This window comes from Ochrobactrum teleogrylli (assembly GCF_006376685.1).
Taxonomy (GTDB): Bacteria; Pseudomonadota; Alphaproteobacteria; order Rhizobiales; family Rhizobiaceae; genus Brucella; species Brucella teleogrylli.
This window is the reverse complement of record NZ_VEWL01000011.1, coordinates 1-11,811: the sequence shown is the minus strand read 5'-3', so window position 1 is coordinate 11,811 and position 11,811 is coordinate 1. Positions and strand designations below refer to the sequence as shown.

The window sequence follows — 11,811 nt, the reverse complement described above, 5'->3', positions numbered from 1 at the left end:
CGGTCATGCAATGACCTGTCATTCATGCATTTCGAGTACTCAGAGCTATTGCGACATAGGCAAAACCGGCAATCAGCAGGGCAATTCCAGCGATTGATCCCGATGCGAGTTCACGCGTCAAAGGCCATTTCAGGAAGAGTGCGGCGCTGGCTATCCAGGCGATGAACCCGGAGACCGCGAACCAGTACCAGCCTTTTGTGGGATGGATTTTGAACGACAAGGCAATCTGCAGAAATCCATGCACAAAAACCACAATCGCGATCAACAGTGTTATCGCAAGCGCGCCTTTGAGTGGATTGAGATAGATCATAATTCCGCCGACCAGTTCCACCACACCCGTCAATTCTTGCCAGACAAATCCCGCCCAGCTTTTTACCCTAAGCGACTGGATGATCTTCAAGAGACCAATTGCCATAAGGACCACACCGAAGACGGTGCTTGCCGCAAATTCCGAAAAGACCGGTAGAAACAGACAGAGCGCGCCTCCAGCTAACAGGAGGACGCCAATGCCAAGAAACCCCTTCCATTTCTTCTGTTCGATTGCTTTGCGCTCCAGATGGCTTAATTCGTGAACTTCCATGCGTAAGCCCTTCTCTTCACGAAGTAATTCAAAGAGCATCCCCGGCTATAACCGTGTTATCAGCGACGCCATCTCACAGTGCGGACGTTGGTTATGCGTCCATCACGCGCGCGCACCGTTACATCGTAAGTTCGTCTGAAACGATCTCCACGATAGAGGAAATGACTTCCCCTGCAGTCTATTGCGCGAACATTTCGGAAGCCCCGTATTCTCAACAGTCTGGCGCCCTCCGAACAGCGGATTCTGTGGCCGTTATTTATTCTGGTGCCGACCAGAGCGGATTGGTTCTGGCTGAATGCAGGAGCCGGCTCGGCAATAGAACCCACGATGGTTAAGGCTAGCAATGCAAGGATAGCGGCAATGGATCGAAACATGTTTTCCCTCCCAAGCCTTCATCGAGACGTTCTCAACTCGCTATTGATGCAAGCCTCATCGACAAGGCGCTTCAAAGACGCGACCGTGCTGATCGCGATAGCGACAATATTGAACGCCGTTTCGGGTCTGGGCGACACCAACCAAGGTTCCGGCCGCAGCACCGATTGCAGCGCCGGTGAGCGCTCCGCGCGTATTGCCGCCAATCGCAGCACCGGCGAGCCCACCGACTGCAGCGCCGCCGACACCATATCCGGCAGTTCTCTGTTCAGACGACGTACAAGCGCTCGTTCCCAAGCTGACAGCGGTAACAACCAACAAGCTGAACATATATCGGTTCATGATATCCTCCATCTGAAGCAGTAAGCGTCAGAAATAATTGCAAGTTAAGCAAGACAAAGTCAGAAAACGAAAGCGATGAGCGACGGGCCAAAACCCACGGCTAATTAACCCACCATGCTTAATTTCAGAGATCCAAATTCTGCTTTTGAATCTGGGGCAGGCGACGAAAATACTATCTGCGGTGGGGTCTGTGCCACCGATCAACGCGCACAACGCGTCCATCACGCGCCCGAACCTCAACCCGCAAGGCCTGTTGATTACGCACGCCCCGGATAACGTAGTTTGGTCTCCGGCAATCGATTTCCCGGACATTGGTAAGGCCACGCATTGCAAGACGCCGGGTAGCTTCTCTGCAAGTCAAAGATCGCCCGTTGTTCAACTCCGTACCGACAACGACGCTTCTGGGAATAGGACGCGCGTTCGCGTCAATGGAGAAAAAAAACGTAGATAACGCTGCCAGAAGGATTGCGGCTTTCGATACAGAAGCAAATGCATACATCTGTGACCCTCCATTCTGCTATGGATAATTACAGTATAACTACATTTAAAAAATAACAGCAATCGTTTTTATATAATAAGTAGCCTGTCTTGGATTCAGACTATCTTTAACGCGTTGATCGGGGAAGCCCCCCCGGAGTGCATCGCGCCTGCCCAGGTATTTCACTATGCAGCTTCCTGTAAGTGAGGCGAAGGCCTCTACCAGGAGCATGCCCGAAGCTTTGGATGAACGCCCCCGCGCGCAAAATCCTTTCTGTTCTTGTCGTCAATCAAACAAGAACGGATTTGCTATGTTGAAAACGTTCGACCTTAGAGCCTGTTCCAAAAGTCGCCCTGTGTAGCTGCAAATGGCAATTTTCTGCGTTCCAGTGCTCACGTACCTTGAGTACGCTCCGCTCCGGTACTCGAAAATCACATTTTTGCACACACATGCCGCTTTTTTGAATCAGGCTCTTAGCGCCGCGAGAAGGCGCGCGCTTATTCGTAGAGCTGGCGGTAGCGCTCCCGCAGGATATTCTTTTGCACCTTACCCATAGTGTTTCGAGGCAGCTCGTCTACAAACAGAATTCGTTTCGGCAGTTTGTAGCGCGCCAGTCGTTCGCTCAAAGCCGCCAGCACTTGGTTTTCCTCTAACGAAGAGCCAGGTTTTTTAACAACAACAGCTGTGGTGGCTTCGCCAAAATCCTTATGTGGCAGGCCAATAACTGCGCTCTCAAACACGCCATCCAACAGATCGATTTCGCTCTCGATTTCTTTTGGATAGATATTATAGCCACCCGATATCACGAGGTCCTTGCCTCGACCCACAATGTGAATATATCCCCTCTCATCGATAAGACCGAGATCGCCTGTGATGAAGAAGCCATCGTCTCGGAATTCCGCCTTGGTCTTTTCCGGCATATTCCAATAGCCTTTGAATACATTCGGCCCTTTGACCTCCAGCATCCCGGTCTCTCCGTCCGGGAGTGCCGTGCCACTTTCCATGTCTACCACGCGAATATTCACACCGGGCAGGGGAAGGCCCACGGTTCCTGCTACTCGATCTCCGCGATATGGATTGGAGGTGTTCATGTTGGTTTCCGTCATGCCATAGCGTTCCAGAATGGCATGCCCTGTATTTTCGAAAAAAGTCTGGTGGGTCTCGTTCAGAAGAGGAGCGGACCCCGAGATGAAGAGCCGCATACGTGCGGTGCTTTCACGATTTATGCGCGCATCCTGCGACAAGCGCACATAGAACGTCGGAACCCCCATCAACACGGTTGCTTTGGGTAGGCGAACGACGATTTGGTCCGGGTCGAATTTTGGCAACAGAAACATCGATGCGCCGGAGATCAAGGTTACGTTGCTTGCAACAAACAGGCCGTGCGTGTGAAAAATCGGCAACGCGTGGATGAGCCGGTCTGCCGAGGTAAAGTGCCAGCTATCGCGCAGCGTCAATGCGTTGGAGAGCAGATTGCCATGACTGAGCATCGCGCCCTTTGAGCGCCCAGTCGTGCCTGACGTGTAAAGAATGGCGGCAAGATCGTCCGGTCCGCGATCGACATCGCTAAATTGTGGCTCGGCATCTTCTGCGCGGTCCACCAAAGAGCCGCCGCCCGTTTCGTCCAGCGTTTCAAGAACTGCGCCGCAGGCGCGGACCGTTTCGGCAAGCTTTTCCGCATTCTGCGGTGAGACGACCACAACGGCTGGCTTGGCGTCGTTAAAAAAGTAATCAAGTTCGGCGACCGTATAGCCGGTGTTTAGCGGCAGATAGACGGCGCCGCACCGCAAGCAGGCCAGATAAAGCATTAAAGCTTCAGCGCTTTTTTCAACCTGAACGGCGATACGGTCGCCGGGTTTAACGCCGCGCTCGACCAACACATTGGCAAGACGTGCGGATAGCGCCAGCATATCCCCATATGTCCAGATCTTTCCCGCTTGTGTTTCTATGAAGGTCGCGTCGGTGGTGGAAATTGCGCTGCGAATAGCGTCAAACAGGTGATTAGGCATATGTTGTTCCCAAGGAATTTTTGGTTGCTTTTAGAGGAGGCTGAACCGATGGTGATTTATGGATGTTCGCAGAGGCGCCGACCTCTCCTCTTTCGGCATAGGCTTCATGATTGCGCTCGATTTCATCAAGCTTATAAAGATAGTTGACCATCAACCCATGGGATTCTGGCATAGTTTTGGCGGAAACATCTCCATATAATTCAGGCGCTCCAGTCGGGCGTCATTGCCAAGGTGGAAGCGGGCGACCGGGTCGATAAGCCGTCCGTTAGCCGTGCGTGCGGGCAGCAAATAATGCACGGCCGCGCGCAAAAACAGCGGTCGGATTTCTGCTAAGCGGTAGTCAACGGCTGAACGCGGCCTTGCTGGTGGCGGCTTCTGCGTGAAATCTATCGGCGCGAGGGCAATCCTGTCGCTCGCGCGCTGCCTGGTCAGCAGAATTGTTCAATGTTGCGCGCCGTTAATCTTCGACCCACCGGCGTTCGGATGCCGCAAGATGGGCATGCATGGCGGCTTGCGCTGCAAACGGGTCTTTTGCCCTGAGGGCAGTCAAAATCGCGCGATGTTCTTCAACCGCCAACCGCCAGGTATTCGGCGTCTCCGTATGCCTTTGCATGCGTTCGGAGATTGGGCTGTGTCTCTCATCGAAGAGCTTGATCACCAGATTGGTCAGAACGCTGTTTCCCACTGCCGATGCAAGGCTGATGTGAAACCTTCGATCATGTTCCAAAGGCTTTCGATTGATATCGATATCCCGCAACATCGCTTCAAGGATATTCTCCAGTTCTGACAATGCCGGCTCGCTGATGCGTGCCGCACATTGCGCGATCAAGCCACATTCTATCAAAACGCGCGCCTGCATCAATTCAGCAGGGCTTTCACCCAACGATTGCTCGTTCAGCTCCGAACCGGCGGGATTCAGGACATAGATGCCTGATCCTGATCGAATGTCGATGACCCCCTCGATTTCGAGCGCGATAAGCGCTTCGCGAAGTGACGGGCGTGAGATTCCCAATTGCTGCGCAAGTTCCCGCTCAGCCGGTAGCCTTGATCCCGCCGTGAGTGAGCCGGCGTCGATAAGTCCGCGGATCTGGTCGGCGATCTGTTGATAGACACGTCTCGTTTCAAGCATGCGGTAAGACCAAATTTGTTAATAACGGACAGGTTCATGTGCTATTTTCCTGATTTTGCCGCTACTCTCAAGAAATTTCAATAAAGTGGCTTGACCAGATTTCTCTTTTCCCCCTATCAAATGACAACTTTTTTCAGAGCACCAGGAGGAGGAGCGCGATGAGAGGTCATTCTGCAAAGAAGCCATCTGAAATGGCTCGCGTGCTGCTCACGCTCGAACATGTGTCGAAAGAATTTCCGGGCGTAAAGGCTCTATCGGGCGTTAGCTTCGATCTGCGCGCCGGAGAGGTTCACGCTGTCTGCGGAGAAAATGGCGCTGGCAAATCGACGCTGATGAAAATCATCAGCGGCGTATATCAGCCAAATTCAGGTTCGATCACCTATAAGGGAGCGCCGGTTCAGTTCGCTTCGACGCTGGAGTCGGAAGCAGCTGGCATCGCTATCATCCATCAGGAACTCAACCTCGTACCGCATCTGAGCGTCGCGGAGAACATCTATCTCGCACGTGAACCCCGGCGGGGCTTTCTGGTCGATCGAAAGAAGTTGGTCGCAGATGCCAAGCGCTGTCTGGATCGGCTTGGGGTTAATATCGATCCAAACGTGCAGGTGCGGACGCTGTCGGTTGCCCAGTGTCAGATGGTCGAAATCGCGAAAGCGCTTTCGCTCGACGCGAATGTGCTGATTATGGACGAACCCACCTCGTCTTTGACGGAACAGGAAGCGCAGCTTCTCTTCAAGGTGATCCGTGACCTGAAAAGCCAGGGCACCGGCATTATTTATATTTCTCACCGGCTGGATGAGATGAAGGAAATCGTTGATCGCGTTACGGTTTTGCGCGATGGGCGATATGTTTCAACGGACGATTTTGCCGACCTCACCGTCGATGAAATCGTTGCGCGCATGGTTGGGCGCTCGCTGGAGGACAAGTTTCCGGAGCCGACCCGTCAGCCTGCTGATGAAGTCATATTCTCCGTAAAAGGCCTCACAAGACGCGATGTTTTTGAGGATATCAGCTTTGATATTCGTCGTGGCGAGATTCTCGGCTTTGCAGGGTTGATGGGTGCAGGGCGAACCGAAGTGGCGCGCGCAATTTTCGGCGCCGATCCGCTTGATGCGGGCACGATCATGCTCGACGGCAGTGAATTGAAAATCACAGATCCACGCAGTGGTATCGATGCGGGCATCGCTTACCTGTCTGAAGATCGGAAAGCTCAAGGTTTGGCCATCGCGATGCCTGTCGATGCCAATCTGGTCATGGCACGCATGCAGGCGGTTAGTAACAGTCTCGGTGTCATCGACCGCAAGCAAGAGCGGGATGCGAGCCAGCATTATGTCGATCTCCTGAGCATCAAGACACCGAGCCTCCATCAGCCGGTTCGTCTTTTGTCGGGTGGCAATCAGCAGAAAATCATCATTGGCAAATGGCTGTTTCGTGAGCCGCGGGTCATGTTTTTCGACGAGCCGACACGTGGCATCGACGTTGGAGCGAAATTTGCGATCTATCAGATCATGGATGAGCTTGCGGCGCGCGGTATCGCTGTCGTTTTGATAAGTTCCGAATTGCCGGAAGTGCTTGGGATGTCTGATCGCATCGTTGTCTTCCATGGCGGGCGTATCGCTGCGACTCTCAAAACACGCGACACCAATCAGGAAGAGATCATGCATTACGCGTCCGGCAGTGGTCGACGCGGCGAATAAGGATAATCAGCATGACGGAAGTAACCAACGGTAAACCGGTAGAGCAGGGCCAAGTTTCGGCAGATAAGGGACGACGCCTTAGCGAGCGGCAGAAGGATATCATCCAGAAATTTGCAGCACTTGGCAGTCTTGTCGTGCTTGCTGCAATCTTCTCCGCGACGAGCAGCGCCTTTTTCTCCGTCGGCAATGGCATGACAATTGCGCTTCAGGTCACGTCGATTGCTTTGCTCGGTATTGGTGCGACCTATGTGATCATTACGGGTGGTATCGATCTTTCCGTTGGCTCGGTGCTCGCGCTCGCTGGCGTTGTCGCTGCACTTGCCGTCAAGGAACTGCAGCTTCCCATCTGGATTTCGATGCTGCTCGGCATTTTGACCGGGTCGCTTTGCGGCCTGATCAACGGTCTCGCTGTCACCAAGTTGCGGCTGCCTCCTTTTATCGCCACGCTCGGCATGATGTTGATTGCCCGTGGCGTTGCCTTGCAGATCACTGGCGCCCGCGCCGTGTCGGGACTGGGAGAAAGCTTCGGTGTTCTGGGTAACGGTTCGCTGTTTCGGATGGAGTCGATCGATGAACAGGGGTTCCCGGTCGTCACTTTTCCGGGCATCCCGTATCCCGTTGTCCTGATGATTGTGATCGCCATCATTGCCGCGTTTGTTCTCAATCGGACCGTGTTTGGCCGTCATATTTATGCCATCGGTTCCAACGCCGTTGCAGCGCGTCTGTCGGGCGTCAACGTCTCCCGGATCACGATCTACACCTACCTGATTTCCGGCACATTGGCCGGGCTGACCGGTTGTGTGCTGATGTCGCGACTTGTCACCGCGCAGCCGAATGAAGGCGTCATGTACGAACTTGACGCCATCGCCAGCGCAGTCATTGGCGGGACATCATTGATCGGCGGGGTCGGTACGATCTCCGGAACCTTCATCGGCGCATTCGTCATCGGCATTTTGCGTAACGGTTTGAACATGAATGGCGTCTCCGCCTTCACGCAGCAGATCATCATCGGCCTTGTCATTCTGGTCACCGTCTGGATCGACCAATTGCGCAATCGTCGCTGAAGAGGAGGACGGGAAGGGTAGGGCCTTCCCCCGTTTCGAACTCCGGTCGGGTTCGGTTAGTTGGAGGAAATTATGGGTAAATTTAAAACTGCGCTTCTCGCTTCGGTCATGGTCTTCGGCGGTTTGTCCACTGCTTCAGCCGGTGAAATTGCGGTTATCGTCAAAACGGTCAATTCGACCTTCTGGCAGAACGTTCAGAAGGGCGCCGATGCCGCCATTGCCGAGGCAAAGGGCGAGCACACAATGACGTTTCAGGGACCAGCATCGGAATCCGCTATTGCTGACCAGGTCAACATGGTCGAAAATGCCGTCAACCGCAAAGTCGACGCCATTCTCCTTGCACCGTCTGATCCCGATGCGCTCGTACCAGCCGTGAAGAAGGCTTGGGAAGCGCGTATCCCGGTTGTCATCATCGACAGCCAGCTCGCCAGCGGTGCCGAGAAATACTATCAGTCCTTCTTGGCGACGGATAATAAGAAGGCTGGCGAACTCGCCGCGAAGGCTCTGATCGATAAGGTCGGAACGACGGGCAAGATAGCCGTCATGTCCTATGTTGCTGGCGCCGGATCGGAAATCGGCCGTGTGGGCGGCTTTACCGACTACATCAAGGCCAATTCGAAGCTGGAAATCGTCGGCCCATACTATTCGCAGTCGCAGATGGCTACCGCGCTTAACCAGACGACCGATGTTCTTGCTGCCAACAGTGACCTGAAGGGTATTTTTGGCGCAAACGAGCCGACCGCAATCGGTATGGGCCGGGCGATCAAGCAGGCCGGCAAGGCGGGCAAGGTTACTGCAATCGGTTTCGACGGAAACCAGGATTTGCAGGAATTCGTCAAGGACGGTACGCTGGCGGCAACCGTTGTCCAGGGTTCCTACCAGATGGGTGATATCGGCGTTGCAACGCTGCTAAAGCTGCTCAACAAGGAAAAGGTCGAAAAGACGATTGATACTGGCGTCGTTGTTGTCACAAAGGACAATGTCGACAAGCCGGAAGCGAAGAACGTTCTTTACTAAGTCAAAGCCAGCGCGCGGAGCATATCCGCGCGCTCTTTTTCGGTCAGATTGGGAATTCAGCACATCATGAAGGTTTCAGACAGACGCAAATTGCGCAATCGTGAAGTCTCGTTCACGCTTATGGGTCTTGGCTGCGCCCAGATGGGCAATCTCTATCGGGTGACGAATTATCAGGAATCTCTGAGTGCTTTCGATGCAGCTTGGAATGCTGGTATCCGTTATTTCGATACGGCGCCTTTTTATGGCTATACGCGTTCAGAGCGCCGCCTTGGCACGATGGTGACGGAGCACAAGCGCGACGAGTATGTGCTTAGCACCAAGGTTGGGCGCATCATGGTGCCGGATGAGACGGTCGGGCCGGAAGAAGACGCTTACGTCGAGCCGCTGCCTTTCCGACCGAATTATGATTACAGCTACGATGCAATCATGCGTTCCTTCGAAGCAAGCCGCCAGCGCATTGGCGTGTTTGCTCCTGACGTGCTGTATATTCACGATATTGGACGCGCCACCCACGGCGATCGTCATCAGCACTATTGGGACCAGCTGACCAAGGGCGGCGGGTTCAAGGCGCTTGGAGAACTGCGTTCTGCGGGCTTGGTAAAGGCCGTTGGTCTGGGCGTCAACGAATGGCAGGTCGTTTCCGACACGATGCAGGAATTCGACATCGACGTTTCGATGCTTGCTGGCCGCTACACCTTGCTGGAGCAGGACAGCCTTGCACTTCTCGACCGTTGCCACCGCGACGGCGTTGGTATCGTCGTGGCCGGTGCTTTCAATTCCGGCCTTCTGGCGGGCAATCGGAAGTTCAACTACGCCGAGGCGCCGACCGATCTTCTGACGCGTGTCGATGCAATCCAGGCGGCATGCGAATCCGAGGGTGTTACCATGCAAGCCGCGGCGTTAGCCTTCCCGACACTGCATCCAGCTGTGGTCACGGTTGTTTCGGGTGCCCGCAATGGCGAGCAGATGAAGGCAAATGTCGATTGGTTCGAGCAGGAAATTCCCGCCACCTTCTGGGCTCGCCTGAAGGACAAAGGCGTCATTTCCGCCGACGCACCGATCGGTAACAATTAAGCAGGTCAGTACCTGATGCGCTCTGGTGGTTTTCATATCAGAGCGCATAGGCTGGGCTCGAAAATTTGTCATCTGGCTAAAACGCGTCGCATTTATTCGGCCTCATACCCAGCAGCCTTAAAGAAGTTCTGGCATTGATTGATGGAGAAGAGACTGATGATATCGCCAAGTGCTTTTGAGATGGCGTCGAAGCTGCGTGCTGCTCGCTTTCTCAGAAGTGCCTTGAGTTTAGAGAAAGCCATTTCGATTGGGTTCAGGTCCGGCGAATAGGGCGGCAGGAAGAGAAACCAAGCGCCCTTTGCCTTGACCAGTTGCTCATCCTTCTGGCTTTTGTGGAAGCCGACATTGTCGAGGATGACTATATCACCGGCTGACAGTGTCGGCACAAGCTGTGTCTCGATCCAGGTTTCGAAGATGCGGCTGTTCATCGGTGCATCGACGATCCATGGCGCGGTCAGGCCATGGCAGCGCAGTCCGGCAATGAAGGTCTGTGTCTTCCATTTTCCGAAGGGCGCATAGGCGGCAAAGCGCCTGCCTTTGGTAGACCATCCGGTGCGTTTTGTCAGGCGCGTATTCGTGGAAGTCTCATCGATAAAGATGAGACGCGACAAGGCCTTGTTGAAGAACCGCTTTCGGCGATTGATCCAAAGATCACGCGCCTTGGCGATCTCTGGTCTACGCTGCTCGCTTGCCTTGAGGCTTTTTTTTATTACTCAGCCCAAGTCGGTGTAGAAATCGCCCGACCGTGGCGCGGTGGACTTCAATACCGCGCTCCGCGAGCGCAACGCACAGTTCGTCCAAAGTCGTTTCGCCACGGGCGGACATCTGCTCGCGGACCCAATCACCATGAGCCAAAAGCTTCACACTACCAGGCGGGTGGCCCTGCCTGGCGGCGGCCAGACAGCCGGATGACCGATGCAGGATCATCATGTTGTTGACGAACCGAGGCGAAACACGGAAATGCCGAGCGGCTTCCCGGTGACTATTGCCCTCATTCACAAACGCAACGACACGCTCACGCAACTCAATCGGATGCGGCTTGCCCATGGTGCATCTCCTTCCATGAGACAAGTGAACCACAGATCAAGCCAAACGGGAATCCCGAATCCGGTTAACAGCGACATGCCCTAGGGTCAAAACCCAATCAGAGTGTTGATCATATTGGCCTGGCGTGATTCACTGCCTTTTACAGCAGGAGTTTTGGACCATGGCAGGAGAATTCTGGCTTGATGACCAGCAGTGGGCGGTGATTGCTCCATTGCTTCCGACCAACCAGCCTGGCGCTCATCGCACCGACGATCGCCGGGTGATCAGTGGGATTATCCACGTTCTGCGATCGGGGTTGCCGATGGCAGGATTGTCCAGCCTGCTACGGACCTCCAACAACCGTCTACAACCGCTTCCATCGCTGGTCAGCCAAAGGAATATGGCGTCGGTTGTTTGAAGCCTTGGTGCAATCGACCGATCGGGACATCCATATGATCGACAGCACCACCGCAAAAGCACACCGCTCTGCTGCTGGCGGAAAAGGGGGGCCGATGCCGAAGCAATCGGTCGCTCGCGAGGCGGCAGATCGACAAAAATCCATGCTGTTGTCGATGGTTGCGGCCGTCCAGTCGCGTTGCGAATAACGCCTGGGCAACGCGGAGATGCCCCTGTTGCCATTCCACTGCTCGAGCCTTTACCTTGGACACGCCTCTGTGCGGCTGACACGGCTTACGACAGCGACGCTTTGCGAGACTTCCTTGCAACGCGTGGCACGCAACCGGTCATTCCCAACAATCCAACCCGAAAGCGGATCAAGCCGTTCGACCCGATCGCCTACCGACGGCGAAATATCATCGAACGCACCTTCTGCCGTCTCAAGGATTGGAGACGTGTCGCGACACGATATGACAAGCTTATGATTAACTTCGCCGCGACATGATACATCGCAGCCATCGTCACATGGTGGATCAATTGAGTCTGGAGCCTAGCACTACTTTGGCAGTTTAGATTCTCGGGCGTGTGCCAGCAGCTTCTGACAGTGCGGGCATCTGCCGGGTGGCG

General features: G+C 54.4%; 11 protein-coding genes and 3 pseudogenes. 7 read left to right on the top strand and 7 right to left on the bottom strand.

Features of this window, described 5'->3' with window-relative positions:
• Positions 1-22: 22 nt before the first annotated feature.
• From FIC94_RS16345 to FIC94_RS16320, 5 genes and pseudogenes are all read right to left on the bottom strand, one after another.
• Positions 23-580 carry an HdeD family acid-resistance protein gene (locus tag FIC94_RS16345; protein WP_140025561.1) on the bottom strand — a complete coding sequence of 186 codons (558 nt, stop codon included), beginning with the start codon at positions 578-580 and terminating at the stop codon, positions 23-25.
• 429 nt (positions 581-1,009) lie between these two features.
• Positions 1,010-1,294, bottom strand: coding sequence for a YMGG-like glycine zipper-containing protein (locus FIC94_RS16335; protein WP_124915387.1), 285 nt, complete (start codon positions 1,292-1,294; stop codon positions 1,010-1,012).
• Positions 1,295-2,269: 975 nt separating this feature from the next.
• Positions 2,270-3,781 carry a malonate--CoA ligase gene (locus FIC94_RS16330; RefSeq protein ID WP_140025559.1) on the bottom strand — a complete coding sequence of 504 codons (1,512 nt, stop codon included), beginning with the start codon at positions 3,779-3,781 and terminating at the stop codon, positions 2,270-2,272.
• Positions 3,774-4,108 (bottom strand): annotated as a pseudogene (locus FIC94_RS16325) (malonyl-CoA decarboxylase domain-containing protein); the annotation flags it as partial. The gene FIC94_RS16330 and the pseudogene FIC94_RS16325, both read right to left, overlap by 8 nt.
• A 130-nt stretch (positions 4,109-4,238) precedes the next feature.
• Complete coding sequence (locus tag FIC94_RS16320) at positions 4,239-4,910, bottom strand: FadR/GntR family transcriptional regulator (RefSeq protein ID WP_140025558.1); 672 nt, start codon at positions 4,908-4,910, stop codon at positions 4,239-4,241.
• Positions 4,911-5,068: 158 nt separating this feature from the next.
• Here FIC94_RS16320 and FIC94_RS16315 point away from each other — a divergent pair, with 158 nt between their 5' ends.
• From FIC94_RS16315 to FIC94_RS16300, 4 genes are all read left to right on the top strand, one after another.
• A complete protein-coding gene (locus FIC94_RS16315) occupies positions 5,069-6,607 on the top strand; it encodes a sugar ABC transporter ATP-binding protein (protein ID WP_235892031.1) in 1,539 nt (512 codons plus the stop codon).
• Between the two features lie 11 nt (positions 6,608-6,618).
• Positions 6,619-7,671 carry an ABC transporter permease gene (locus FIC94_RS16310; RefSeq protein WP_109366112.1) on the top strand — a complete coding sequence of 351 codons (1,053 nt, stop codon included), beginning with the start codon at positions 6,619-6,621 and terminating at the stop codon, positions 7,669-7,671.
• 72 nt (positions 7,672-7,743) lie between these two features.
• A complete protein-coding gene (locus tag FIC94_RS16305) occupies positions 7,744-8,688 on the top strand; it encodes an ABC transporter substrate-binding protein (RefSeq protein WP_109366111.1) in 945 nt (314 codons plus the stop codon).
• Between the two features lie 66 nt (positions 8,689-8,754).
• Positions 8,755-9,762 carry an aldo/keto reductase gene (locus FIC94_RS16300; protein ID WP_140025557.1) on the top strand — a complete coding sequence of 336 codons (1,008 nt, stop codon included), beginning with the start codon at positions 8,755-8,757 and terminating at the stop codon, positions 9,760-9,762.
• A gap of 92 nt (positions 9,763-9,854) precedes the next feature.
• Here FIC94_RS16300 and FIC94_RS22670 read toward each other — a convergent pair whose 3' ends face one another.
• Together FIC94_RS22670 and FIC94_RS22665 are read right to left on the bottom strand one after the other, a co-directional pair.
• Positions 9,855-10,406 (bottom strand): IS630 family transposase, encoded by a 552-nt coding sequence (locus tag FIC94_RS22670; RefSeq protein WP_328592144.1) that lies wholly within the window; start codon positions 10,404-10,406, stop codon positions 9,855-9,857.
• Positions 10,407-10,437: 31 nt separating this feature from the next.
• Positions 10,438-10,809 carry a winged helix-turn-helix domain-containing protein gene (locus tag FIC94_RS22665; protein WP_011982874.1) on the bottom strand — a complete coding sequence of 124 codons (372 nt, stop codon included), beginning with the start codon at positions 10,807-10,809 and terminating at the stop codon, positions 10,438-10,440.
• Positions 10,810-10,969: 160 nt separating this feature from the next.
• Between FIC94_RS22665 and FIC94_RS22895 the strand changes: the two are divergent.
• From FIC94_RS22895 to FIC94_RS22820, 3 genes and pseudogenes are all read left to right on the top strand, one after another.
• A pseudogene (locus FIC94_RS22895) lies at positions 10,970-11,098 on the top strand (transposase); the annotation flags it as partial.
• Positions 11,076-11,162, top strand: a pseudogene (locus FIC94_RS22890) (IS5/IS1182 family transposase); the annotation flags it as partial. The pseudogenes FIC94_RS22895 and FIC94_RS22890, both read left to right, overlap by 23 nt.
• A gap of 56 nt (positions 11,163-11,218) precedes the next feature.
• Positions 11,219-11,689, top strand: coding sequence for an IS5 family transposase (locus FIC94_RS22820; RefSeq protein WP_371830927.1), 471 nt, complete (start codon positions 11,219-11,221; stop codon positions 11,687-11,689).
• Positions 11,690-11,811 lie beyond the last annotated feature (122 nt).